Here is a 23,355-nt window from a genome sequence, read left to right as displayed (position 1 = left end):
TTATCTACACCCGACAGCAGCGACCAACCGCGCTGTCGTAATCGCCATTCAGCAAACGACTGGCCTGCTCGTCATCACCAATGTACGCAGCAAGGCCGCAGCACAGCTCATCGCTAGCGCCGACACTTCCCCATGGGGAGGTGACGCAGCATGAAGCAACTATTGATTGGGCTTGCCGGCCGCGCACGCACCGGCAAATCCACTGCCGCCAATCACCTGGCCAACGTTCACGGCTTCCAGACCTACGCATTCGCAGACCCACTCCGCGAAGGTCTGATGAACATCTTCAACCTGAGTCCGTGCGACTTTGACGACGATCGCAAAGAGCAGCCCATCGGCTGGCTCGGTCGCTCAGCTCGCGAGCTGATGCAGTCCATGGGCACCGAATGGGGCCGCAACATGGTCCACCCAGAGCTGTGGCTGCTACTGGCCGAACAGAACCTCGAATTCCTAGGCCAAGCGCACGACACTGCGACCGGTTTCGTCATCAGTGATCTGCGTTTTGAGAACGAAGCCGACTTTGTCCGCAAGCGTGGCGGCATCGTGATCCACGTCCTTCGACCTGACGCGACAGAGGTCAATCCGCACGTCAGCGAAACGGGCATCGGCATTCAGGACAACGACCTGGTGCTGCACAACGAAGGCGCGCTCGACGACCTTTTCGGACAGCTCGACGAGTTCTTCGGCGCTCTGACGGCCCGCCCTGACAACGCCGCAGCCTGAGGACCGCGCCATGAATCGCACCCTGGACGAGACGGCAGCCGTACTCGGCCTCAAGCCCCGCGCCTTCCGCACCAGGTTGCGGGAGCTGGGAATCCTCACCAACAACGGCGAGCTCGCTAGCAAACACCGCGATCGCGGTTACCTGTTCTCCGACCCACGCAGTACCTGGGTCCGTGCCATCAAGCAGCACCGCCACTACGCGGTGGTGATGGTGAAAGAAGCAGGCGTTGAGTGGGTCGCCAAGAAACTGAACATCACCATTACGCACAAGGACGCCGCAGCATGAGCCAGAACGCCATTACCCAAGCCATCGGCGCACTGAAGCTGGTTCCGATGTTTCTCAACCATCCGACCGTCATCAGCCGCGCCACGCTAATAGGCGCGTCAGCCGAAGCGGTACAGCTTTTGGAGTCGCTGCCACCGGTCAGCGCTGAGCTGGCTGAGGTATTCCGCTGTGTCGACGCAGTCATTGGCGAGGGGCAAATCGCTTACGTCACGCCGACTAAATCGCCGGAGTACCCCTACGGCGCCGTCGTCGCCGACCAACGCGGCAACGTGTGCGCGGCAGCAATGGGCAAAAGCAAAGAAGGCCTCGCCGAACTGATCCGCCTCAAGTTGCTGCCCCCATCGGAGGGGTTCGGGGAGGACGCGGCATGAGCAACACCCTCGACCAACTTCGGCGCCAGTTCGCGACACCTTGCCCGACACTCGCAGTCGTTCGCGAGCACTACTTCTCGCACATCCGCACCGATCGCTACCTGCTGGCCGAGATCAAAGCCGGCCGAATCGCGCTGGTTGTGAATCGGCTACACGGGTCCGCTCGCGCGCAGCGGGTGGTGTACCTGCACGACCTGGCTGACTTTCTCGACGCGCAAGCAGCGAAGCAAGCAGCCTGATTCACGGTGGTCCCTACCGTCCAGGGGCAAACAACTCGTACTCAAGAAGGCACAGCACATGAAAGCCACGGACACGAACGACTTCTTTAACTCGCTCAATGCAGGCGTCTTCGCTCAGCAAATTGGCCAAGCCCTTTCAAACGTCGCCGCCGGGGTCATCGACTATGGCAAAGCGGGCGAAGTGAAAATCACGCTGAAGATGAAGCAGATCGGCCAGAGCAATCAGGTCGCAATCAGCCATACCCTGGACTTCGCCCAGCCCACCAAACGCGGCAAGTTGCGTGAAGACTCAACACTGGACACTCCGCTGTACCTCACGCCTCAAGGGTTGACCCTATTCCAGAACGACCCGACTTCGCAGCTCTTCAAGAGCGAAGACACCCCAGTAGTCCCTCGCTAAAAGCATCACCAAGACGCCGCACCAAAGTCCTCTCACCAAAAAGGAAGCATCAATGCCACTCGCTAAAGACACACTCGAACTGATCGTCGCCCAAGCACATGCCGCTAGCGCCCTTCCCGCAACGCTCATTCCTGTAACCGCGCTGCCGGACAATGTTCAAATCCATAACCTTGAAAAGTACCAGGCGCTGCGCTCTCGTTTCCGCGGTGCGCTGCACACCAATAGCTTGCGCGACTTTGCTGAGTACACGATCTCGCGCACCGGCCCTACCGCCAAAGGTTTCGTCGATCAGGACGACATGAGCTGCAAGATCTTTTTCAACCTAGGCGATGACACTGCACCGGGCCATGCAGATGACGTGGCAACACTGAAGCTTAAGCCGACCGCAGCCTACAAAGCACTCCAGCAAATCGCCGGTAAGAAACTCAGCCAGCGCGACCTGGCAGAGTGGATCGAAGACTGGCACCTCAGCCTTGTCGCAAGCAAGGAAGGTGGTGGCACCATGCCCATCAGTGCAGCCATCGCCAGCGTGCGCAACATCACCATCGAAGCCCGCAGCTCGGCCACCAGCAGCGAACACAACTTCGGTGCCTCCCGCAGCGCAATGGATAGCATCGAAGCCGCCAGCGCCGAGAGCCGTATCGAAGCGCTGTTCTTCGAGCTGGTCCCGTACGAAGGCCTGGGCACCCGAGTATTCAACCTGAAGCTCAGCATCCTAACCGGCGATGACAAACCAACCCTCAAACTCCGCTGGGCAGGCGAAGAACAGCAGGTCGAAGAAATCGCACAGGAGTTCAAAACGACACTCGCCAAAGAAGTCGGCGGCGCCGCCACGCTGACCCTGGGCACCTTCAGCGCGTAATCAGTCAACCCAAGTAGCAACACCCCGTCGCCGGCCTCTCACCAAACGATCCCGACGGCGGGCTATACCGAGGTACACAGCATATGACCGCAATTCAGATTTGCGCACTGATCGCTCTGATCGTACTTGTTGGCCTTACCTATTGGGCAGGCTATCGCGGCGGCCTGATCGATGGCCGCATCGAAGGTATCGACGAAGGCGCCAACATTCAGCGTGCTGAAAGTGCAAAAAACATCCGCGAGCTCGAAGCATCCCTTAGGTTCATTCGCGCCGATCACCAAAACCTTGCCCAGCATTGCAAAAAGCTCCAGAGCAATGAAGCTCTCCGCGAAGAACATCACCAGACGCTGCTTGAAATCGCCGAAATCCTTCGAATTGCAGCGGAAACCTTCAGCGCGTTTAAGACAGGTAAGAAACTGGAAAGGGACTCTCTTCGTCTGAAAGATAAGGCGGCGGCCATTGCAGTAAATTTGAAACCACCCGCGCAGGAGGAGGTGGCATGACAGCCCTGCGCCGGATAGTTCGACTACGCGCCGGGCAAATGCCGCCCTTGGACCTGGCCACGATCTGCGACAAATGCAACAAGTCGCGCGCACACGGCAACCACCAAAAATTCAGCAAACAGCGCCAGGCCGAAGGCATCGCCCGGCGCGCGGGGGAGCAAGCGCCATGAGCCTTCCACGCTGGGTAATGATCAATCGCGCATCCGAACTGACCGGCTATAGCGAAGACGCCATTCGTCACAAAGTGAAGAACGGCACTTGGGCCCAAGGCCGCATCTGGCGCAAAACGCCAGACGGCCGCATTGCAATCAATATGACGGAGTATGACAAGTGGGCCGAGAGCGCACCGCAGGAAGCGGCCTAGAAGCAGAGTTGGCCAAACACAAAGGGATCGAAATACACGGCGGCTACATACGCATCGTGTTCATGTGGCGGCGAATCCGCTGCCGTGAATCCCTTGGTCTCCCTGTCACCAAAGCCAATATCAAACACGCCGCCCTACTCCGGGCGGCAATCACTCACGAAATCAAGACGGGTCGTTTTGATTACAGTCGCCACTTTCCCGATTCGAAGAACGCGACCACCTACAGCAATGTAAAGGACGAGCGCCTGGTAGCGCTGATGACCCGGTACAAACCACTGAAGGCTGTCGATCTCACCCCGATGACCGAAGAAAAGTACGGCTATGCGTTGGACATCTGCACCGAACTGCTTGGACCAGAACGTTTGGCTGGAATCCTCCTACCTGAAGACGTTCAACGACTCCGCTCGCAATTGATAGCCAATCGGGCGCCATCAACAGCGAACCATTATCTGGCCACGTTCGCTGGCTTTTTGGCATGGTGCGAAAACAACAACTACTGCCGCAAAGGACTGTCCGCTGCCTGCGTAAGATTCGCGATGACGGACCGCGAGCCGGACCCGTTGACCAAAGATGAGTTCGAACAGCTAATTAACAAGGGCTGCCTTCACGTGCAGGACTCCGCGGCGGTAACCCTCGCGGTCTACACTGGCCTTCGCCCAGGCGAGTTGTGCGCGCTGGCTGTCGAAGATATCGACCTAATCGCAGGCCAGATCAACATCACCAGGGCAATCACAGCAGACGGCACATTCAAAGTACCTAAGACTGGAAAACCTCGGGCAGTGCTTCTGATGCCACCCGCTGTCGAAGCCTGCAAAACGTTAATGGAGTTGGTGGCTGGCCACGAACCGAGGAAGATCGAGGTGTACATGAACCGTCATGAAAGCCGTATCGAAACGGTCACCCCAATGCTGTCCCCGACAACACAAGCCAGAAAGAAGATCATTAATCATTGGTTTATTCCCACTTCATGGAATACGAAGTGGGCAGCCATCCAGAAGCGGTCCTGCATTCGCCCGCGCCGCCCATACCAAACCCGACACACTTACGCCTGCTGGTGTCTAACAGCAAGGGGAAACCTTGCTTTCATTGCAAAACAGATGGGTCACAAAGACTTCACCATGTTGGTGGAAGTCTATGCGAAGTGGATGGATGATGAGTCCCCCAGAGAACTACAAAATATCTGGGAGAGCATCAACAGAACAAAAACTAGTTAGTCTTATATGAACTGCCCGGAATAAGAAATTCGATCGCCCTCAACTGATATCTGACTGCCGTATGTTGAAGCGTTAAATCCTGCAAAACACGATGCATCAACTCACGATCAGAAGATGAACTTTCAACCTCAGAACCCAATTGATTTATCGTAGAAGATAGCCTGATGGTGTGAGGCGATTCAACACCATTATTAGCAGCCAATGAATTCGTGTATCGCACGAGCGTTTCCTGACGCTCGTGCGTCTTTCGTTCAACAGCAAAGTCCAGCAGCTCTATTTGTACCTGCTGCGCACTGATCTGCTTTTCTAAAATATCGAGCTTTGCTAACAAGTCCTGCCTGTCGCCTTCTGAATAAGCGAAATCCATGAGAAAGTTCTGCTTGCCCCCCTGATTTGTCAGCCACTGAATAGCTGCCAAGTCCTCAGCACGAACATCTACAATTTCATCAATAGCACTTTGAGATGTTGCCCTATCAAGATATTCGTTAGCACGCTCCATGAATTTCTCAGGAAGATACATATAAAAATTCTGACCTACTTCCTTAACAAACTCATCCACCAACTGCGGGTGTGGCTCCAATGGCTTACCGCTATAGATACTCCACCAATCCTCTTTACTATCACCGGTTACGAAAATAACAGGCAAGCCATCTGCTTTAGCCTTCGCTAAAGTTTGCCTCCAAACGATATAATCCCCGTAAGGCTTTAGCTTATCCGCAGCGAGATCAGAGTCACCGCCTTTCTTCGCATCCTTATAACCAGGGGGAGTTTTCTGCAAATACCTCAAAGGCCCAGTTAGCAGAACGTCAGCCACTTCTTCCTCTGTCAAACTTTCACCGACACGCCCATCAAGCAATTTCTCAAGCCCAGCTTTTACATCATCAACCTCTATCTTTTGCAAGTACACTTTCTTGTTTGAACCCAAGTCTTCTACTACTTTTTCAAACGAAACTATTGCCGCCTTTAAAGTTTCGTCCTGCACAAACGGATGCTGCTTAGGGTTTTCAAATGAGCGCCTAAGATCCTCTACACTTTTAACAGCATCATCATAAACCTTAACTTGCTGACCAATAACACTTACTCTATTCACCAAGTATTCACTTGCAACCTGATGTGGAACCCACAGCCTATCATTTAGAAGTTTGAATATTTCAAAAAGCTCGGAGCGAGTTTCGTTCGAATACCGATATAGACTTAGCAACACATTGGCATCTAAAACAAAAAGGCAACGTCCCCAAATATCATTCAAAATATCGGGATCATTCGAAAAATACCCCGGAAACATTTTTTTCATTTTCTACCCTTCCGATGAGTGATCGTCCCTCGCTCCCGCAGAGCCACTGGATCGTCTCCCATGTTACCCTCACTCGCACAGAATAGCGTTGCAGCTGTGCGGCTTTCTAACAGCCAATCCATCCCGCTGTGAAATGCCCCATTTTTGCCCCACACCTTTTATCGAATATCGCTAAGCCACTGATGAATAAAGCAATTTCTGATTTATCCACCCACACCCCGATGATGCAGCAGTACTGGCGCCTGAAAAACCAGCACCCGGACCAGCTGATGTTCTACCGCATGGGCGACTTCTACGAGATCTTCTATGAAGACGCGAAGAAGGCCGCCAAGTTGCTGGACATCACCCTGACCGCTCGCGGGCAGTCGGCTGGACAGGCGATTCCGATGTGCGGGATTCCTTACCATGCCGCCGAGGGTTATCTGGCAAAACTGGTGAAGCTGGGCGAGTCGGTAGTGATCTGCGAGCAGGTCGGCGACCCGGCCACCAGCAAAGGGCCGGTGGAGCGACAAGTGGTGCGCATCATCACGCCGGGTACGGTGAGTGACGAGGCGCTGCTCGACGAACGCCGCGACAACCTGATCGCCGCCGTCCTGGGCGATGAGCGCCTGTTCGGCCTGGCGGTGCTGGACATCACCAGCGGCAACTTCAGCGTGCTGGAAATCAAGGGTTGGGAAAATCTGCTGGCGGAGCTGGAGCGGGTCAACCCGGTGGAACTGCTGATCCCGGATGACTGGCCCAAGGACTTGCCGGCGGAAAAACGTCGCGGTGTGCGTCGCCGTGCACCGTGGGATTTCGAGCGCGACTCGGCGCTCAAAAGCCTGTGCCAGCAATTCTCGACCCAGGATCTCAAGGGCTTTGGCTGCGAGAACCTGACCCTGGCGATCGGCGCTGCCGGTTGCCTGCTGGCCTATGCCAAGGAAACCCAACGCACCGCCCTGCCCCATTTGCGCAGCCTGCGGCATGAACGCCTGGACGACACCGTGGTGCTCGATGGCGCCAGCCGTCGCAACCTGGAACTCGACACCAACCTGGCCGGGGGGCGCGACAACACCCTGCAATCGGTGGTGGACCGTTGCCAGACCGCCATGGGCAGCCGCCTGCTGACCCGCTGGCTGAATCGCCCGTTGCGCGATTTGACGGTGCTGTTGGCGCGTCAGACCTCGATCACTTGCCTGCTCGACGGTTACCGTTTCGAAAGACTGCAACCGCAGCTCAAGGAAATCGGCGACATCGAGCGGATTCTTGCGCGGATCGGCCTGCGCAATGCCCGCCCGCGCGACCTCGCCCGCTTGCGTGACGCCCTCGGCGCACTGCCGGAACTGCAAGTGGCGATGACGGAGCTCGAAGCCCCGCATCTCCAGCAACTCGCCACCATCACCAGCACCTACCCGGAACTGGCGGCACTCCTGGAAAAAGCCATCATCGACAACCCGCCCGCGGTCATTCGTGACGGCGGCGTACTGAAAACCGGCTACGACAGTGAACTAGACGAACTGCAGTCGCTGAGCGAAAACGCCGGACAGTTCCTGATCGACCTCGAGGCGCGGGAAAAGGCTCGCACCGGCCTGTCGCACCTGAAGGTTGGTTACAACCGCATCCACGGCTACTTCATCGAACTGCCAAGCAAGCAGGCGGAATCGGCACCGGCCGACTACATTCGCCGCCAGACGCTCAAAGGTGCCGAGCGCTTCATTACACCGGAACTCAAAGCGTTCGAAGACAAGGCATTGTCGGCCAAGAGCCGTGCCCTGGCCCGCGAGAAGATGCTTTACGAAGCGCTGCTCGAAGATCTGATCGCCCAATTGCCACCCTTGCAGGACACCGCCGGCGCCCTGGCCGAACTGGACGTCTTGAGCAACCTGGCCGAACGTGCGCTGAACCTCGACCTGAACTGCCCGCAGTTCGTCAGCGAACCGTGCATGCGCATCAGCCAGGGTCGTCACCCGGTGGTCGAACAAGTGCTGACCACGCCGTTCGTGGCCAACGACCTGAGCCTGGACGACAACACCCGCATGCTGGTGATCACCGGTCCGAACATGGGCGGTAAATCCACCTACATGCGTCAGACCGCATTGATTGTGCTGCTGGCGCACATCGGCAGCTTCGTGCCTGCGGCCAGTTGCCAATTGTCGCTGGTCGACCGCATCTTCACCCGGATCGGTTCCAGCGATGACCTGGCCGGTGGGCGTTCGACCTTCATGGTTGAAATGAGCGAAACCGCAAACATTCTGCACAATGCCACCGAGCGCAGCCTGGTGCTGATGGACGAAGTCGGGCGCGGCACCAGCACCTTCGACGGTCTGTCCCTGGCATGGGCGGCAGCCGAGCGCCTCGCGCATCTGCGTGCCTACACACTGTTCGCCACCCACTATTTTGAGCTGACCGTCCTGCCGGAAGCCCAGCCGCTGGTGGCCAACGTGCACCTCAATGCCACCGAGCACAACGAACGCATCGTGTTCCTGCACCACGTGCTGCCTGGACCTGCCAGCCAGAGTTATGGCCTGGCCGTTGCGCAGCTGGCGGGCGTACCGAGTGAAGTCATCACCCGTGCTCGTGAGCATTTGAGCCGCCTGGAAGACACCGCCCTACCCCATGAAACACCCGCACCGGCCAAAGGCAAACCGGCTGCGCCGCTGCAAAGCGATCTGTTTGCCAGCTTGCCGCACCCGGTACTGGATGACCTGGCCAAACTGGATCTGGACGACATGACGCCACGTCGTGCTCTCGAAATGCTCTATACACTAAAGACACGGATCTAACACAGCGGCCTGCAAGCTGTTAGAATCTCGCGCGGTTTGGGATGCTGCTGGCTAATAGCCTGGCCAGCAGACTATCGCTCCCGAACCTGGCGACCCCTACGAAAAGGGGCGCAGCAAGCCGCGCCTGAGGAGAAAATTAGAAATGACCTTCGTCGTCACCGACAACTGCATCAAGTGCAAGTACACCGACTGCGTAGAAGTCTGTCCGGTGGACTGCTTTTACGAAGGCCCGAATTTCCTGGTGATCCACCCGGATGAGTGCATCGATTGCGCACTGTGCGAACCTGAATGCCCTGCCACGGCTATCTTCTCCGAAGATGAAGTTCCGGCCGGCATGGAGAATTTCATCGCGCTGAACGCTGAGTTGGCTGAAATCTGGCCGAACATCACCGAACGTAAAGATCCGCTGCCCGACGCTGAAGAGTGGGACGGCAAGCCAGGCAAGATCGCAGACCTCGAACGCTGATTACCCCCCGCGTTCCTGTAAAAGGCCCCAAAAGGGCCTTTTTGCTTTTCTGCAGGCAAAAAAAGGGGCGGTTTGACCCGCCCACATTTTTTCCCTATTCCCTGTGTTCCTTTTCATCGTCCTGATGAATCGCGTCCTGCGATGTCCATTTCCCTCATCCATGAAGGACGTGTCTATCCGTCGACACAACCTGAATATTAGAGTTTTTCCCCCGGAGATCAACCGCCCCTTGGCGCGAATTCCAGCTGTCACACTTCATCAACAATAAAAAATAGCCATATAAATCATAAAGATAAATGACGGTAGAGTTCAGTATGGACGATTGCCAGGGTGTAAAAATAACGAACACTTACGCAAGTGTAAGCCTGGACTTACAGCACGAAACCAAAATCCCGAGTGGACTCGATCTCCTGCGCACCAATAAAAAACCCCGAACCAGTCGGGGTTTTTCATGCCATCGCAGTGAGCGTCTTATTGGAACAGCGACTCGCTCGACAGACCATTTTTTTCCAGGATCTCGCGCAGCCGCTTCAAGCCTTCCACCTGAATCTGTCTGACCCGCTCACGGGTCAGGCCGATTTCCAGGCCTACGTCTTCAAGGGTGCTGCTTTCATGACCGCGCAGGCCGAAGCGGCGTACCACCACTTCGCGTTGCTTGTCGGTCAGCTCCGAGAGCCATTGATCGATGCTCTGGGACAGGTCGTCGTCCTGCAACAGTTCGCATGGATCGGTTGGACGGTCGTCAGTCAGGGTATCGAGCAGGGTTTTATCCGAGTCCGGACCCAGCGAGACGTCGACCGAAGAAACCCGTTCGTTCAGGCCGAGCATACGCTTGACCTCTCCCACCGGCTTTTCCAGCAGGTTGGCGATTTCTTCGGGTGAGGGTTCATGGTCGAGTTTTTGTGTCAGCTCCCGCGCCGCCCGCAGGTACACGTTCAGCTCTTTGACCACATGGATCGGCAACCGGATGGTCCGGGTCTGATTCATGATTGCGCGTTCGATGGTCTGGCGAATCCACCAGGTCGCGTAGGTCGAGAAGCGGAAACCGCGTTCCGGATCGAACTTCTCCACCGCCCGGATCAAGCCGAGGTTGCCCTCTTCGATCAGGTCCAGCAGCGACAGCCCACGATTGACGTAGCGTCGGGCGATTTTCACCACCAGTCGCAGGTTGCTTTCAATCATGCGCTTGCGCCCGGCCGGATCGCCACTTTGCGACAGGCGCGCAAAATGAACTTCTTCTTCGGGTGACAGCAGGGGAGAGAAACCAATTTCATTGAGATACAGCTGCGTGGCATCAAGTGCCCGCGTGTAGTCAATGTACTTGTGTTGTTTCAACGATGCGGAGTGTTTGGATTTGGCACGAACGGAAGGTGGAGTCGCCCCTTCATCATTCGACATCGAATCCATATCGATGCTGCTCTCCATCAGGAGAACCTCATCGTCGATGTCAAACTCCGGCACTTCTTTACTGAGAGCCATTGTTATAGTCCTTTGGTGAGTTCGACCTCAAGCTCAAGCGGCGCCTTTCTCCCTGGCAACGCTGGAGCCTGTTCCCCTCTACGCGACGGAACAGGCTGGTAAGCGATCAACGACGTGGCAGGAATTGCAGCGGATCTACAGGTTTACCCTGGCGGCGAATCTCAAAATGCAGTTTCACCCGGTCTGTACCCGTTGACCCCATTTCGGCAATTGTCTGTCCGACCTTGACCTGCTGCCCCTCCCGAACCAACAGCCTGCGGTTATGTCCGTAGGCGCTTACGTAGGTTTCACTGTGTTTGATGATCACTAATTCGCCGTAGCCCCTTAAGCCACTCCCGGCATATACCACCGTCCCATCAGACGCAGCTAAAACAGGCTGTCCCAAATCTCCGGCGATATCAATTCCTTTATTCAAACTACCGTTTGAAGAGAATTTCCCGATAAGAATGCCATTAGATGGCCATCCCCAGCCGGTCGGGGCTGGCCCGGGAGGGGGCAATGGCGCGGGGGCAGGCTTGCTCGCGACGGACGGTACAGCCGTCGTCGTGCTGGTGGTCGTACCGTTTGCCGAACGACGGATGACCGTGGTTTTACTCGACGACGAAGGTGTTGAACTGGACGAACTGACCACAGCCGTCGACGTTGAATCGGTACGACCATCAAAGCGAATCGTCTGACCCGGACGAATGGTGTAAGGCGCAGGAATGTTGTTGCGCGCCGCCAGGGCCTTGTAGTCCCAACCATAACGGAAGGCAATGGAGAACAGGGTGTCCTTGGGCCGAACGACGTATTGTCCGGTGGTCACGACCGGGCGCTGAGGCGCGGCATTGTTGCGATCCACGACACGAACATCGCTGGACTTGTTGCTGGAACAACCGACCAGCAAGGTGCTCAAGACAAGGCCAGTCACCAGGCGCTGAAAGCTCGTTTTACTCATTCGCTGCGCAATGACTGTGAGACTCACCCGCCGCTCCCTCTGTGGTGGCTGAAAATGTGAAATGCCGGAGTCCGGCGATAAACTGTCGCAAGTATAACGGGCCGTGCACGCTTTACCTTTAATGTGATGAGTCGGTGTCGCGCACACGTTTGCTGCCTGACGATGAATCCCGTTTAACCACACGATGCCGCTGTAAGACAAAGGCAATCGCAGAGAATTCAGCGTGCCGAAACAAATGCTCAGGCCAGTGGCCCATTGAGCAATGGCACGAAGCGTACAGCCCCCAGAACATGCCTGGAAAACCCCTGTTCCTCGCGAATGATCAGCATCAATTGCTGGACTTCTCCGGACCCGACAGGGATCACCATGCGGCCTCCCGGCGCCAACTGGTCAAGCAATGCCTGGGGCACATCGGTCGCCACGGCGGTGACGATAATCCCGTTGTACGGCGCCAGTGCCGGCCAGCCCTCCCAGCCATCGCCCCAGCGGAACACCACGTTGCGCAGGTTCAGCTCGACCAGACGTTCCTTCGCACGATCCTGCAAAACCTTGATGCGCTCGACCGAGAACACACGCTCGACGAGTTGCGACAGCACCGCCGTCTGATAACCCGAGCCGGTGCCGATCTCCAGCACCTTGTCGAGGGGACCGGCCTCCAGCAGCAGCTCGCTCATGCGTGCCACCATATATGGCTGGGAGATAGTCTGGTTATTGCCGATCGGCAGCGCCGTGTCTTCATAAGCACGATGCGCCAACGCTTCGTCGACGAACAGGTGGCGAGGGGTCCGGCGAATGACCTCCAGCACCCTGGCGTTGCAGATGCCCTCTTCGTACAGGCGCTGGATGAGCCGCTCCCGGGTTCGCTGGGATGTCATGCCAATGCCGCGACGCAGCATATCGTCTTGTTCGCGACCCATCAGCGCAGCCCCTCCAGCCAGCCGTCCAGACTTCTGAAGGCATCATTGAAGGTGCGATCCAGCTGCAACGGCGTGATCGAAACATAACCCTGCATCACTGCATGGAAATCGGTACCCGGGCCACCGTCTTCGGCATCCCCGGCCGCCGCGATCCAGTAACCGGACTTGCCCCGCGGATCCACCACTTTCATCGGTGCCGCGGCACGGGCGCGATGACCCAAGCGGGTAAGCTGGATACCGCGGATATGGTCCAGCGGCAAATTGGGAATGTTCACGTTCAGTACCGTACGCGGTGGCAGATCCAGGTCAGCATGGGCTTCGACCAGTTTGCGCGCGAAATAGGCAGCTGTGGGAAGGTTCTCTACCTGGCGTGAGACCAGCGAAAAGGCAAACGAAGGGTGTTTCAGGAAACGCCCCTCAAGGGCCGCCGCCACCGTACCGGAATACAGGACATCGTCCCCCAGGTTCGCCCCCAGGTTGATACCGGATACCACCATGTCCGCTTCGCGTTCCAGCAGGCCGTTGAGGCCCAGGTGCACGCAATCGGTGGGTGTGCCGTTGAGGCTGATAAAGCCGTTGGCCAGGGTTTGCGGGTGCAACGGACGGTCGAGCGTCAGCGAACTGCTGGCGCCGCTTTTGTCCTGGTCCGGGGCGATAACCACGCATTCGGTGTAATCCGCCAGCGCAGCATAAAGCGCGGCGAGACCGGGTGCGGTTACCCCATCGTCGTTAGAAATCAGAATACGCATGGGCTGTCCGTCTGCCCCACCGGCACCAGATCAACAAGCTCACGCACCAATACGGTGGCGAAGCATCCGGCCGGCAGGATGAATTCCAGTTGCAGAATGTCAGGCTCGGGATAATGCCACGTCAACCCGCCAATGGGCAGCCGCAGGATGCGACGTTCGTGGCTCATACCGGCGTTGATCAACCAATCACGCAAATCCGCTTCGCGTGCAGCGATGGCCTGCTCCAGTTCATGGACAACGCCCGAGGCCGGCGAGTCACCTTCGCCCCACTGCGGACCGGTCGGGTGCAGATCGAGAATCGCCAGGCGCGGGTCGCTGCACTCGGCTTCGCCTGCCGGGAAAAAGCTGCGGCTGTCGGTGAACGCAAGCAGATCGCCCACCTGGGCACGCTGCCAGGTGCCATCGGCGACACGTGCAGCCAGCACCTGATTGAACAGAAAACTGCGCGCCGTGGAAAGCAGCCGTGAGCGTACGTTGCGCTGCTCCGGCAAGGCCTTGCGCGCGGCCCAGGCGCGTGCGTCGACGACGTTGCCGCCGTCATGGCCGAACCGCTGGGCGCCGAAATAATTGGGGATGCCTTGTTTGGCGATCAGTTGCAGGCGCTCTTCAATCGCAGTCTTGTCACCGGCAAATTGCGTCAGGCGCAATGTGAAGCCGTTGGCCGAGTGCGCACCGCGTTGCAACTTGCGCTTGTGGCGGGCAGTCTTGAGGATTTTCAGCGTATCGTTTTGCGCAGCCGACAGATCAGGGTCGGCCTTGCCCGGCAGTTGCACGCTGAACCACTGGCGAGTCAACGCCTGACGATCCTTGAGCCCGGCATAGCTGACGGTGCGCAATGGCACACCGGCTGCCTTGGCAATCCGCCGTGCCGCTTCCTCTGTATTCAGACCGCGCTTTTCCACCCAGATCCACAGGTGTTCGCCTTCGCCACTCAGGGGGATGTCGAGGACTTCGTCGACCTGGAAATCTTCGGCTATGGCTTTCAGTACCGCGGTGCCGAGGGGCTCACCATAGGCCCGCGGGCCGAGCAGTTGCGACTCGTTCATGCGCGCAGCAACAAGGCAACGGAGTGCACGGCAATGCCTTCTTCGCGACCGACAAAGCCGAGCTTTTCGGTGGTGGTAGCTTTCACGTTCACTTGATCCAACTCTACTTGAAGATCCGCGGCAATCAGCGCGCGCATCGATTCGATATGCGGGGCCATTTTCGGCGCCTGGGCGACGATGGTGTTATCGACGTTGCCGACTTTCCAGCCTTTGGCATGGACCAGCGCGACGACGTGACGCAACAATGCACGGCTGTCGGCGCCCTTGAATTGCGGGTCGGTATCCGGGAAATGCTTGCCGATGTCGCCCAGCGCCGCGGCGCCGAGCAAAGCATCGCTCAAGGCGTGCAAGAGGACGTCACCGTCAGAGTGAGCGAGCAGTCCGAAGCTGTGTGCAATACGCACGCCGCCCAGAGTGATGAAATCGCCTTCAGCGAAACGGTGCACATCATAGCCGTGGCCAATACGCATAAAAAAACGCCCCGATTTTTGTCAGGGCGTGATTCTACCTGCATTAGACGCCTAGAGCGCGTCCGTGATGCTGCAAGTGGTCGTCGATAAAACTGGCGATGAAGAAATAGCTGTGGTCATAGCCCGGCTGCAGACGCAACGTCAGCGGATGACCGGCCAGTTTGGCCGCCTGTTGCAAGGCATCCGGCTTGAGCTGATTGGCGAGGAAATCGTCGCGATCGCCTTGGTCGACCAGCAGTGGCAGCTTTTCATCGGCCTCGGCAATCAACGCGCAGGCATCCCATTCGCGCCATTTCGAACGGTCCTCTCCCAGATAGCGAGAGAAGGCTTTGTGCCCCCACGGGCAATCCATCGGATTGTTGATGGGCGAGAACGCCGACACCGACAGATAACGCCCCGGATTGCGCAATGCGCAGACCAGCGCGCCGTGGCCACCCATGGAGTGACCACTGATACCGCGCTTGTCCGACGCCGGGAAATGGGCTTCGACCAAAGCCGGCAATTCCTGCACGACATAGTCATGCATCCGATAGTGGCGCGACCAGGGTTCCTGGGTGGCATTGACATAAAACCCGGCGCCGATGCCGAAGTCCCAGGCGCCATCCGGATCGCCCGGCACATCAGGACCGCGAGGGCTGGTGTCCGGTGCGACGATGATCAGCCCCAACTCGGCGGCCATGCGCATGGCACCGGCCTTTTGCATGAAATTCTCGTCGGTGCAGGTCAGACCGGACAACCAGTACAACACCGGCAGCTTGCCGCCCTGCTCCGCCTGCGGCGGCAGGTAGACGGCGAACACCATGTCGCAGCCGAGCACTTCCGAGCGATGGCGATAGCGTTTGTGCCAGCCGCCGAAGCTTTTCTGACAAGAGATGTTTTCCAGGCTCATGGCAGACCTCAGAAATGGATGACGGAGCGGATGCTTTTTCCTTCATGCATCAGGTCAAACGCCTTGTTGATATCTTCCAGGCCCATGGTGTGGGTAATGAAGGTATCCAGCGGAATCTCCCCGGACTCGGCCATTTCCACATAGCTTGGCAACTCGGTACGGCCGCGCACGCCGCCGAACGCCGAACCGCGCCAGACGCGGCCGGTGACCAGCTGGAACGGACGGGTCGAGATTTCCTGCCCGGCACCGGCGACGCCGATGATGATCGATTCGCCCCAGCCCTTGTGGCAGCACTCCAGCGCCGCGCGCATCAGCTGCACATTGCCGATGCACTCGAAGGAAAAGTCGACGCCGCCATCGGTCATGTCGACGATGACTTCCTGGATCGGGCGATCGAAGTCTTTCGGATTTACACAATCGGTAGCGCCCAATTGCTTGGCGATCTCGAACTTGGCCGGGTTGATGTCGATGGCGATGATGCGAGCTGCCTTGGCTTTTACGGCGCCGATGACAGCCGACAGACCGATGCCGCCAAGGCCGAAAATAGCCACGGTATCACCCGGTTTCACCTTGGCCGTGTTGAGTACCGCGCCGATACCGGTGGTGACGCCGCAGCCCAGCAGGCAGACTTTTTCCAGTGGTGCTTCTTTAGGAATCCTGGCGACGGAGATTTCTGGCAGCACGGTGTATTCGGAAAAAGTCGAGGTACCCATGTAGTGGAAAATCGTTTCGCCTTTGTAGGAAAAACGCGAAGTGCCATCCGGCATCAGGCCTTTACCCTGGGTCGCACGAATCGCCTGGCAGAGGTTGGTTTTGCCCGACAGACAGAATTTGCACTTGCCGCATTCCGGGGTGTACAGCGGGATCACATGGTCGCCCACCGCAAGGGAAGTCACTCCCTCGCCAATCGCTTCCACGATCGCACCGCCTTCATGGCCGAGGATCGACGGGAAGATGCCTTCCGGATCAGCACCAGACAGTGTGTAGGCATCGGTATGGCAAACACCGGAGGCCACCACACGCAGCAATACTTCACCGGCCTTGGGCATGGCGACATCGACTTCAACGATTTCGAGGGGTTTCTTGGCCTCGAAGGCAACGGCGGCGCGCGACTTGATCATGGTGACTCTCCAGTGAAGAAAACGAGACAGGAAGTGTAATACAGAGCCTTACAGTGAATAATCCAGACAAAAGCAAAACATTATTGCTGCATAGGGATAATCATCCATGTCCGAAAACCGCTGGGAAGGGATCGACGAGTTTGTCGCCGTGGCCGAATGCAGCCAGTTCACCGCTGCTGCGCAACGCCTGGGGGTTTCTTCCTCCCATATCAGTCGACAAATCGTACGCCTCGAAGAGCGCCTGCAAACCCGCTTGCTCTATCGTAGTACGCGCCGGGTCACGCTGACCGAAGCCGGGCAAACCTTCCTGCAACATTGCCAGCGTTTGCAGGACGGCCGCGAAGAGGCATTGCGAGCGGTGGGCGACCTGACCAGCGAACCCAAGGGCATGCTGCGCATGACCTGCGCCGTGGCTTACGGTGAGCGCTTCATCGTGCCGCTGGTGACCCGCTTCATGGGGCTGTATCCGCAACTGCGCATCGACATCGAACTGACCAATCGCCAGCTTGACCTGGTGCACGAAGGCCTCGACCTGGCGATTCGCCTCGGGCGCTTGCAGGATTCACGGCTCGTCGCCACCCGCCTCGCTCCGCGACGCATGTTTCTCTGTGCATCACCCTCCTACCTTGAACGTTACGGTCGTCCGCATAGCCTGTCAGAGCTGAGCCGCCACAACTGCCTCATCGGCAGCTCGGACCTCTGGCAACTGGAACAGAACGGGCGGGAGTTTTCGCAAAGGGTGCAGGGAAACTGGCGCTGCAACAGTGGGCAAGCCGTGCTGGATGCTGCGCTACAGGGCGTAGGATTGTGTCAGTTGCCGGATTATTACGTACTGGAACATCTGAAAAGCGGCGCGTTGATTTCATTGCTGGAAGCGCACCAACCACCGAACACGGCCGTTTGGGCGTTGTATCCGCAGCAGCGGCATCTGTCGCCGAAGGTGCGCAAGCTGGTGGATTTTTTGAAGGAGGGGTTGGCTCAAAGACCGGAGTACAGATTTTAAGATCAAAAGATCGCAGCCTGCGGCAGCTCCTACAGGATTTCGGGTGATCCGCAAATGGATGTCGTACCCGATCTCTGTAGGAGCTGCCGCAGGCTGCGATCTTTTAGTGACGATTGGCCCAACGCTGTCTCAACCATTCAAGATCTTCGGGACGCGTGACCTTGAGGTTGTCGGACCGTCCTTCGATCAGACGTGGTGCAGAACCGGCCCACTCCATCGCCGAAGCTTCGTCAGTAATAACGGCATCGGCCACCAGACTGTCAGCCAAAGCCCGATGCAACGCCCCAAGGCGGAACATCTGCGGCGTGTAGGCCTGCCAGATCACACTGCGATCCACGGTTTCGACCACGCGACCGTGCTTGTCGACCCGCTTGAGCGTATCCCGTGCCGGGACCGCCAGCAGTCCGCCGACAGGATCGTCAGCCAGTTCAGCCAGCAGCTTGTCCAGATCGTCACGACTGAGGTTCGGCCGTGCGGCATCGTGAACCAGTACCCAGTCCTCGTCATCAGCACCCTGCGCATGCAGGTGCAGCAACGCATTGAGCACCGACCCGGAACGCTCGCTGCCACCCTCGACCCGGGCAATACGCGGATCACTGGCACACGCAAGGTTCGGCCAATAAGGATCGTCAACAGCAAGACTGACCACCAAACCTTTCAGGCCTGGATGACCAAGGAAACAGCCGAGGCTGTGTTCAAGAATAGTGCGCCCGCCCAGTTGCAAGTATTGCTTGGGACGGTCCGCGGCCATACGGGCTCCGACGCCCGCGGCAGGAATCACGGCCCAGAAGGCCGGTAACGTCTGGTTCATTGCGCGAGCTGGTAAAGGGTTTCACCGTCCTTGACCATGCCCAACTCATGGCGAGCCCGTTCTTCAACGGTCTCCATGCCCTTTTTCAACTCACTGACTTCAGCGTCCATCACCCGATTGCGTTCCAGCAATGCCTGGTTCTCAGCTTGCTGATCGGCAATCTGCTGAGTCAACTCGGCCACTTGCGCCAGGCTGCCATTACCCACCCACAAGCGGTACTGCAGGCCAGCCAGCAGCAGGAGCAAGACGAGGAACAACCAATTGGGACTGCGCATCGAATATCAGGTATCCAGTGAAAAAAGACAGCCATGCCAAACGTGAAGCTTCTGATAGCACGAAGCCTGGAAGAACCAGGCTTGTGCTTATAAGGCATCAGATTAGTGGCAAAAACGTCGCTGTAGCGATTTTTCCGACACAATCCGGTGTCTTTTTACCAGTTACCGCTTAACCGCGGAACTCGCTGCGACCGTTGTACTTGGCTTTGCCGTTCAACTGCTCTTCGATACGCAGCAGTTGGTTGTACTTGGAAACGCGGTCGGAACGGCACAGGGAACCGGTCTTGATCTGGCCGGCCGAGGTGCCCACGGCCAGGTCGGCAATGGTCGAGTCTTCGGTTTCGCCGGAACGGTGCGAGATCACGGCGGTGTAACCCGCGGCCTTGGCCATCTGGATGGCTTCCAGGGTTTCGGTCAGGGTGCCGATCTGGTTGAACTTGATCAGGATCGAGTTGGCGATCTTCTTGTCGATGCCTTCTTTCAGGATCTTGGTGTTGGTAACGAACAGGTCGTCGCCTACCAGCTGGGTCTTCTCGCCGATCTTGTCGGTGAGGATTTTCCAGCCAGCCCAGTCGGACTCGTCCAGGCCATCTTCGATGGAGATGATCGGGTAACGCTCGGTCAGGCCTTTGAGGTAGTCAGCGAAACCTTCAGCGGTGAACACCTGGCCTTCGCCGGACAGGTTGTACATGCCGTCTTCGTAGAATTCGCTGGCCGCGCAGTCCAGGGCCAGGGTCACGTCGGTGCCCAACTTGTAACCGGCGTTGGCCACAGCTTCGGAGATCACTTTCAAAGCGTCTTCGTTGGAGGCCAGGTTCGGCGCGAAACCACCTTCGTCACCGACGGCAGTGCTCAGGCCACGAGCCTTCAGAACGGCTTTGAGGTGATGGAAAATCTCGGTACCCATGCGCAGACCTTCCGAGAAAGACTTGGCGCCGACTGGCTGAACCATGAATTCCTGGATGTCTACGTTGTTATCGGCGTGCTCGCCGCCGTTGATGATGTTCATCATCGGAACCGGCATCGAGTAGACACCCGGGGTGCCGTTCAGGTTGGCGATGTGAGCATACAGCGGCAGGTCCTGGTCCTGTGCTGCTGCCTTGGCCGCAGCCAGGGAAACGGCGAGGATCGCGTTGGCGCCCAGGGAACCTTTGTTTTCAGTACCGTCGAGCTTGATCATTGCCAGATCGAGCGCTTTCTGGTCGCTTGGGTCCATGCCTTTCAACAGGTCGCGGATCGGACCGTTGATGTTGGCTACGGCCTTCAGAACGCCCTTGCCCAGGTAACGGCTCTTGTCGCCATCACGCAGCTCGAGCGCTTCACGCGAGCCAGTGGAAGCACCGGACGGCGCGCAGGCACTGCCGATGATGCCGTTGTCGAGAAGCACGTCCGCTTCCACGGTGGGATTGCCACGGGAGTCGAGAACTTCACGACCTTTGATGTCGACGATTTTAGCCATTGTTGTAAACACTCCAAAGTTGACGAAAACGCTTGGTACCGCTCGAATTATAACTTGTGGGTCATATTGCTATCTGTAGGAGCTGGCTTGCCAGCGAAGGCGGTCTTAAAATCTCGGCAAGACTTGAGGGCCTCTTCGCTGGCAAGCCAGCTCCTACAGGGCCCCTTCGCTGGCAAGCCAGCTCCTACACAGGGAGAATTGAGGATTACGCGGTTTCTACCGTCGGAAAACTCTTCACCAGTTCGTCCAGAGCCTTGAGCTGGGCCAGGAATGGCTCCAGTTTGTCCAGGCGCAAGGCGCAAGGGCCATCGCACTTGGCGTTGTCCGGATCCGGGTGAGCTTCGAGGAACAAACCAGCCAGGGACTGGCTCATGCCTGCTTTTGCCAGATCGAGGACCTGGGCGCGACGACCACCAGCGGAATCGGAACGACCGCCAGGCATTTGCAGCGCATGGGTCACGTCGAAGAACACCGGGTATTCAAACTGCTTCATGATGCCGAAGCCGAGCATGTCGACGACCAGGTTGTTGTAGCCGAAGCTCGAACCACGCTCGCAAAGGATCAACTGATCGTTACCCGCTTCTACGCATTTGTTCAGGATGTGCTTCATCTCCTGAGGCGCGAGGAACTGGGCTTTCTTGATGTTGATCACTGCACCGGTCTTGGCCATCGCGACCACGAGGTCGGTCTGGCGCGACAGGAAGGCTGGCAACTGGATGATGTCGCAGACTTCAGCGACGACCGCGGCCTGCTCAGGCTCGTGGACGTCGGTGATGATCGGCACGCCGAAGGCTTGCTTGATGTCCTGGAAGATGCGCATGCCTTCTTCCAGGCCAGGACCACGATAGGAGGTCACAGAAGACCGATTGGCCTTGTCGAAGCTGGCCTTGAACACGTAAGGGATACCGAGCTTTTCGGTGACCTTCACATACTCTTCGCAAACCTGCATCGCCATGTCGCGGCTTTCCAGCACGTTCATGCCGCCGAACAGCACCATGGGTTTGTCGTTGGCAATCTCGATGTCGCCGACGCGGATGATCTTCTGTGCCATCGGGGTTACGCCTTCTTCTGGTGTTGAGTCAACGCTGCCTTGACGAAACCGCTGAACAGCGGATGACCGTCGCGTGGCGTCGAGGTGAACTCAGGGTGGAACTGGCAAGCGACGAACCATGGGTGATCCGGCGCTTCAACCACTTCAACCAGTGCGCCATCCCCGGAACGACCGGAGATTTTCAAACCGGCTTCCATGATTTGCGGCAGCAGGTTGTTGTTCACTTCGTAGCGATGACGATGACGCTCGACAATCACGTCCTTGCCGTAGCAGTCGTGGACCAGGGAGCCCGGCTCCAGCAGGCAATCCTGCGCGCCAAGGCGCATGGTGCCGCCCAGATCGGAGGTTTCGGTACGGGTTTCGACAGCGCCGGTGGCATCTTCCCATTCGGTGATCAGGCCCACGACCGGGTGACCGCTGGCACGATCGAACTCGGTGGAGTTGGCGTCTTTCCAGCCCATCACGTTACGTGCGAACTCGATAACGGCCACTTGCATGCCCAGGCAGATACCCAGGTATGGAACCTTGTTTTCGCGAGCGTATTGAACGGCAGTGATCTTGCCTTCAACGCCACGCAACCCGAAGCCGCCCGGCACCAGGATGGCATCGACGCCTTCCAGCAACGCAGTGCCCTGGTTCTCGATGTCTTCGGAGTCGATGTAGCGCAGGTTGACCTTGGTACGGTTGCTGATGCCGGCGTGACTCATCGCTTCGATCAGCGACTTGTAGGCGTCCAGCAGCTCCATGTACTTGCCGACCATGGCGATGGTGACTTCGTGCTCCGGGTTGAGCTTGGCGTCGACCACGGCTTCCCACTCGGACAGATCGGCACCGCCGCACTGCAAGCCGAAACGCTCGACGACGAAATCGTCCAGACCCTGGGAGTGCAGGATGCCCGGGATCTTGTAGATGGTATCGGCGTCTTCCAGGCCGATCACCGCACGCTCTTCAACGTTGGTGAACTGCGCGATCTTGCGACGCGAGGAAATATCGATCGGGTGGTCGGAACGGCAGACCAGCACGTCCGGTTGCAGGCCGATGGAACGCAGTTCCTTCACCGAATGCTGGGTTGGCTTGGTTTTGGTTTCGCCGGCAGTGGCGATGTACGGCACCAGTGTCAGGTGCATCAGCATCGCGCGCTTGGCGCCGACTTCGAAACGCAGTTGGCGGATCGCCTCGAGGAACGGTTGCGACTCGATGTCACCCACGGTGCCACCGATCTCGACCATTGCCACGTCTGCGTCGCCGGCACCCTTGATGATGCGGCGCTTGATTTCGTCGGTGATGTGCGGGATCACCTGGATGGTTGCACCCAGGTAGTCACCACGGCGCTCTTTGCGCAGGACGTGTTCGTAGACACGGCCGGTGGTGAAGTTGTTGTTCTGGGTCATGGTCGTGCGGATGAACCGCTCGTAGTGGCCCAGGTCCAGGTCGGTCTCGGCTCCGTCGTGAGTGACGAACACTTCACCGTGCTGGAACGGGCTCATGGTGCCCGGGTCGACGTTGATGTACGGGTCCAGCTTCAGCATGGTGACCTTAAGTCCCCGCGCCTCCAGGATGGCCGCCAATGATGCCGATGCAATGCCTTTCCCCAATGAAGAAACAACACCGCCCGTGACGAATATGTAGCGCGTCATGAAAAACCCTAGAAGTCTGCGTTAAAG

General features: G+C 57.8%; 27 protein-coding genes. 13 read left to right on the top strand and 14 right to left on the bottom strand.

The window, feature by feature from the left end:
• The first annotated feature begins 150 nt into the window (after positions 1-150).
• The 10 genes from KGA81_RS13915 (at position 151) to KGA81_RS13870 (ending at position 4,962) form a co-directional block, all read left to right on the top strand.
• Complete coding sequence (locus KGA81_RS13915) at positions 151-723, top strand: deoxynucleotide monophosphate kinase (protein WP_223546721.1); 573 nt, start codon at positions 151-153, stop codon at positions 721-723.
• A 10-nt stretch (positions 724-733) separates the two neighbouring features.
• Complete coding sequence (locus KGA81_RS13910) at positions 734-1,009, top strand: hypothetical protein (protein WP_223546720.1); 276 nt, start codon at positions 734-736, stop codon at positions 1,007-1,009.
• On the top strand, positions 1,006-1,380 hold the full coding sequence (locus KGA81_RS13905; RefSeq protein WP_154947123.1) for a hypothetical protein: 375 nt from the start codon (positions 1,006-1,008) through the stop codon (positions 1,378-1,380). The genes KGA81_RS13910 and KGA81_RS13905 overlap by 4 nt, the downstream gene beginning before the upstream one ends.
• Positions 1,377-1,619, top strand: a complete 243-nt coding sequence (locus KGA81_RS13900) for a pyocin activator PrtN family protein (protein WP_223546719.1) — start codon at positions 1,377-1,379, stop codon at positions 1,617-1,619. The genes KGA81_RS13905 and KGA81_RS13900 overlap by 4 nt, the downstream gene beginning before the upstream one ends.
• 58 nt (positions 1,620-1,677) lie before the next feature.
• Positions 1,678-2,019, top strand: coding sequence for a hypothetical protein (locus KGA81_RS13895; RefSeq protein WP_008048880.1), 342 nt, complete (start codon positions 1,678-1,680; stop codon positions 2,017-2,019).
• A gap of 52 nt (positions 2,020-2,071) precedes the next feature.
• Positions 2,072-2,881 carry a DUF2303 family protein gene (locus tag KGA81_RS13890; RefSeq protein ID WP_223546718.1) on the top strand — a complete coding sequence of 270 codons (810 nt, stop codon included), beginning with the start codon at positions 2,072-2,074 and terminating at the stop codon, positions 2,879-2,881.
• Between the two features lie 83 nt (positions 2,882-2,964).
• Complete coding sequence (locus KGA81_RS13885; protein ID WP_223546717.1) at positions 2,965-3,384, top strand: hypothetical protein; 420 nt, start codon at positions 2,965-2,967, stop codon at positions 3,382-3,384.
• Positions 3,381-3,554, top strand: coding sequence for a hypothetical protein (locus KGA81_RS13880; protein ID WP_223546716.1), 174 nt, complete (start codon positions 3,381-3,383; stop codon positions 3,552-3,554). The genes KGA81_RS13885 and KGA81_RS13880 overlap by 4 nt, the downstream gene beginning before the upstream one ends.
• Complete coding sequence (locus tag KGA81_RS13875; RefSeq protein WP_056856218.1) at positions 3,551-3,748, top strand: hypothetical protein; 198 nt, start codon at positions 3,551-3,553, stop codon at positions 3,746-3,748. Before KGA81_RS13880 ends, KGA81_RS13875 begins: the two co-directional genes overlap by 4 nt.
• Complete coding sequence (locus KGA81_RS13870) at positions 3,715-4,962, top strand: Arm DNA-binding domain-containing protein (protein ID WP_223546715.1); 1,248 nt, start codon at positions 3,715-3,717, stop codon at positions 4,960-4,962. Before KGA81_RS13875 ends, KGA81_RS13870 begins: the two co-directional genes overlap by 34 nt.
• Here the strand turns inward: KGA81_RS13870 and KGA81_RS13865 are convergent.
• Complete coding sequence (locus tag KGA81_RS13865) at positions 4,955-6,256, bottom strand: PIN-like domain-containing protein (protein ID WP_223546714.1); 1,302 nt, start codon at positions 6,254-6,256, stop codon at positions 4,955-4,957. The genes KGA81_RS13870 and KGA81_RS13865 overlap by 8 nt on opposite strands.
• A 194-nt stretch (positions 6,257-6,450) precedes the next feature.
• On the opposite strand from KGA81_RS13865, the gene mutS reads away from it, so the two are divergent.
• Positions 6,451-9,018 (top strand): DNA mismatch repair protein MutS, encoded by a 2,568-nt coding sequence (gene mutS / locus KGA81_RS13860; protein WP_223546807.1) that lies wholly within the window; start codon positions 6,451-6,453, stop codon positions 9,016-9,018.
• Positions 9,019-9,160: 142 nt separating this feature from the next.
• Positions 9,161-9,484 (top strand): ferredoxin FdxA, encoded by a 324-nt coding sequence (gene fdxA, locus KGA81_RS13855; protein WP_223546713.1) that lies wholly within the window; start codon positions 9,161-9,163, stop codon positions 9,482-9,484.
• Between the two features lie 471 nt (positions 9,485-9,955).
• Here the strand turns inward: fdxA and rpoS are convergent, their stop codons facing one another.
• The 8 genes from rpoS to KGA81_RS13815 form a co-directional block, all read right to left on the bottom strand.
• Positions 9,956-10,963: an RNA polymerase sigma factor RpoS gene (rpoS, locus tag KGA81_RS13850; protein WP_223546712.1), complete on the bottom strand. Its 1,008-nt coding sequence runs from the start codon at positions 10,961-10,963 to the stop codon at positions 9,956-9,958.
• A 106-nt stretch (positions 10,964-11,069) separates the two neighbouring features.
• Positions 11,070-11,927: a peptidoglycan DD-metalloendopeptidase family protein gene (locus KGA81_RS13845; RefSeq protein ID WP_223546711.1), complete on the bottom strand. Its 858-nt coding sequence runs from the start codon at positions 11,925-11,927 to the stop codon at positions 11,070-11,072.
• 212 nt (positions 11,928-12,139) lie between these two features.
• Positions 12,140-12,775, bottom strand: a complete 636-nt coding sequence (locus tag KGA81_RS13840) for a protein-L-isoaspartate(D-aspartate) O-methyltransferase (protein ID WP_223546805.1) — start codon at positions 12,773-12,775, stop codon at positions 12,140-12,142.
• 41 nt (positions 12,776-12,816) lie between these two features.
• Positions 12,817-13,566, bottom strand: coding sequence for a 5'/3'-nucleotidase SurE (surE, locus tag KGA81_RS13835; RefSeq protein ID WP_108216677.1), 750 nt, complete (start codon positions 13,564-13,566; stop codon positions 12,817-12,819).
• Positions 13,554-14,612, bottom strand: a complete 1,059-nt coding sequence (gene truD / locus KGA81_RS13830) for a tRNA pseudouridine(13) synthase TruD (protein ID WP_223546710.1) — start codon at positions 14,610-14,612, stop codon at positions 13,554-13,556. Before truD ends, surE begins: the two co-directional genes overlap by 13 nt.
• The gene (ispF, locus tag KGA81_RS13825; RefSeq protein ID WP_007970721.1) at positions 14,609-15,082 is read right to left on the bottom strand and encodes a 2-C-methyl-D-erythritol 2,4-cyclodiphosphate synthase; all 474 of its coding nucleotides are present in this window, start codon (positions 15,080-15,082) and stop codon (positions 14,609-14,611) included. The genes truD and ispF overlap by 4 nt, the downstream gene beginning before the upstream one ends.
• A gap of 43 nt (positions 15,083-15,125) precedes the next feature.
• Positions 15,126-15,971, bottom strand: a complete 846-nt coding sequence (fghA, locus tag KGA81_RS13820; RefSeq protein ID WP_223546709.1) for an S-formylglutathione hydrolase — start codon at positions 15,969-15,971, stop codon at positions 15,126-15,128.
• Between the two features lie 8 nt (positions 15,972-15,979).
• Complete coding sequence (locus KGA81_RS13815; RefSeq protein WP_223546708.1) at positions 15,980-17,092, bottom strand: S-(hydroxymethyl)glutathione dehydrogenase/class III alcohol dehydrogenase; 1,113 nt, start codon at positions 17,090-17,092, stop codon at positions 15,980-15,982.
• Positions 17,093-17,198: 106 nt separating this feature from the next.
• Between KGA81_RS13815 and KGA81_RS13810 the strand changes: the two genes are divergently transcribed.
• Entirely contained in the window at positions 17,199-18,095 is an 897-nt protein-coding gene (locus KGA81_RS13810) for a LysR substrate-binding domain-containing protein (RefSeq protein WP_223546707.1), read from the top strand.
• 103 nt (positions 18,096-18,198) lie between these two features.
• On the opposite strand, the gene ispD is transcribed toward KGA81_RS13810, so the two are convergent.
• The 5 genes from ispD to KGA81_RS13785 form a co-directional block, all read right to left on the bottom strand.
• On the bottom strand, positions 18,199-18,906 hold the full coding sequence (ispD, locus tag KGA81_RS13805; protein ID WP_223546705.1) for a 2-C-methyl-D-erythritol 4-phosphate cytidylyltransferase: 708 nt from the start codon (positions 18,904-18,906) through the stop codon (positions 18,199-18,201).
• The gene (gene ftsB, locus KGA81_RS13800) at positions 18,903-19,181 is read right to left on the bottom strand and encodes a cell division protein FtsB (RefSeq protein ID WP_007996937.1); all 279 of its coding nucleotides are present in this window, start codon (positions 19,179-19,181) and stop codon (positions 18,903-18,905) included. Before ftsB ends, ispD begins: the two co-directional genes overlap by 4 nt.
• 169 nt (positions 19,182-19,350) lie before the next feature.
• Positions 19,351-20,640, bottom strand: a complete 1,290-nt coding sequence (gene eno, locus KGA81_RS13795) for a phosphopyruvate hydratase (protein ID WP_223546703.1) — start codon at positions 20,638-20,640, stop codon at positions 19,351-19,353.
• Between the two features lie 205 nt (positions 20,641-20,845).
• On the bottom strand, positions 20,846-21,691 hold the full coding sequence (gene kdsA, locus KGA81_RS13790; RefSeq protein ID WP_084322286.1) for a 3-deoxy-8-phosphooctulonate synthase: 846 nt from the start codon (positions 21,689-21,691) through the stop codon (positions 20,846-20,848).
• 5 nt (positions 21,692-21,696) lie between these two features.
• Complete coding sequence (locus KGA81_RS13785) at positions 21,697-23,328, bottom strand: CTP synthase (RefSeq protein ID WP_223546701.1); 1,632 nt, start codon at positions 23,326-23,328, stop codon at positions 21,697-21,699.
• Between the last annotated feature and the right edge of the window lie 27 nt (positions 23,329-23,355).

Source organism: Pseudomonas sp. A-B-19, assembly GCF_019947515.1.
Lineage (GTDB): Bacteria > Pseudomonadota > Gammaproteobacteria > Pseudomonadales > Pseudomonadaceae > Aquipseudomonas.
This window is presented reverse-complemented; position numbering and strand designations above follow the sequence as displayed.

Coding starts and splice junctions, on each gene's coding strand:
- KGA81_RS13915 (WP_223546721.1), top strand. CDS start 151: ATGAAGCAACTATTGATTGGGCTTGCCGGCCGCGCACGCACCGGCAAA.
- KGA81_RS13910 (WP_223546720.1), top strand. CDS start 734: ATGAATCGCACCCTGGACGAGACGGCAGCCGTACTCGGCCTCAAGCCC.
- KGA81_RS13905 (WP_154947123.1), top strand. CDS start 1,006: ATGAGCCAGAACGCCATTACCCAAGCCATCGGCGCACTGAAGCTGGTT.
- KGA81_RS13900 (WP_223546719.1), top strand. CDS start 1,377: ATGAGCAACACCCTCGACCAACTTCGGCGCCAGTTCGCGACACCTTGC.
- KGA81_RS13895 (WP_008048880.1), top strand. CDS start 1,678: ATGAAAGCCACGGACACGAACGACTTCTTTAACTCGCTCAATGCAGGC.
- KGA81_RS13890 (WP_223546718.1), top strand. CDS start 2,072: ATGCCACTCGCTAAAGACACACTCGAACTGATCGTCGCCCAAGCACAT.
- KGA81_RS13885 (WP_223546717.1), top strand. CDS start 2,965: ATGACCGCAATTCAGATTTGCGCACTGATCGCTCTGATCGTACTTGTT.
- KGA81_RS13880 (WP_223546716.1), top strand. CDS start 3,381: ATGACAGCCCTGCGCCGGATAGTTCGACTACGCGCCGGGCAAATGCCG.
- KGA81_RS13875 (WP_056856218.1), top strand. CDS start 3,551: ATGAGCCTTCCACGCTGGGTAATGATCAATCGCGCATCCGAACTGACC.
- KGA81_RS13865 (WP_223546714.1), bottom strand. CDS start 6,256: ATGAAAAAAATGTTTCCGGGGTATTTTTCGAATGATCCCGATATTTTG.
- fdxA (WP_223546713.1), top strand. CDS start 9,161: ATGACCTTCGTCGTCACCGACAACTGCATCAAGTGCAAGTACACCGAC.
- rpoS (WP_223546712.1), bottom strand. CDS start 10,963: ATGGCTCTCAGTAAAGAAGTGCCGGAGTTTGACATCGACGATGAGGTT.
- KGA81_RS13840 (WP_223546805.1), bottom strand. CDS start 12,775: ATGACATCCCAGCGAACCCGGGAGCGGCTCATCCAGCGCCTGTACGAA.
- surE (WP_108216677.1), bottom strand. CDS start 13,566: ATGCGTATTCTGATTTCTAACGACGATGGGGTAACCGCACCCGGTCTC.
- truD (WP_223546710.1), bottom strand. CDS start 14,612: ATGAACGAGTCGCAACTGCTCGGCCCGCGGGCCTATGGTGAGCCCCTC.
- ispF (WP_007970721.1), bottom strand. CDS start 15,082: ATGCGTATTGGCCACGGCTATGATGTGCACCGTTTCGCTGAAGGCGAT.
- fghA (WP_223546709.1), bottom strand. CDS start 15,971: ATGAGCCTGGAAAACATCTCTTGTCAGAAAAGCTTCGGCGGCTGGCAC.
- KGA81_RS13815 (WP_223546708.1), bottom strand. CDS start 17,092: ATGATCAAGTCGCGCGCCGCCGTTGCCTTCGAGGCCAAGAAACCCCTC.
- KGA81_RS13810 (WP_223546707.1), top strand. CDS start 17,199: ATGTCCGAAAACCGCTGGGAAGGGATCGACGAGTTTGTCGCCGTGGCC.
- ispD (WP_223546705.1), bottom strand. CDS start 18,906: ATGAACCAGACGTTACCGGCCTTCTGGGCCGTGATTCCTGCCGCGGGC.
- ftsB (WP_007996937.1), bottom strand. CDS start 19,181: ATGCGCAGTCCCAATTGGTTGTTCCTCGTCTTGCTCCTGCTGCTGGCT.
- eno (WP_223546703.1), bottom strand. CDS start 20,640: ATGGCTAAAATCGTCGACATCAAAGGTCGTGAAGTTCTCGACTCCCGT.
- kdsA (WP_084322286.1), bottom strand. CDS start 21,691: ATGGCACAGAAGATCATCCGCGTCGGCGACATCGAGATTGCCAACGAC.
- KGA81_RS13785 (WP_223546701.1), bottom strand. CDS start 23,328: ATGACGCGCTACATATTCGTCACGGGCGGTGTTGTTTCTTCATTGGGG.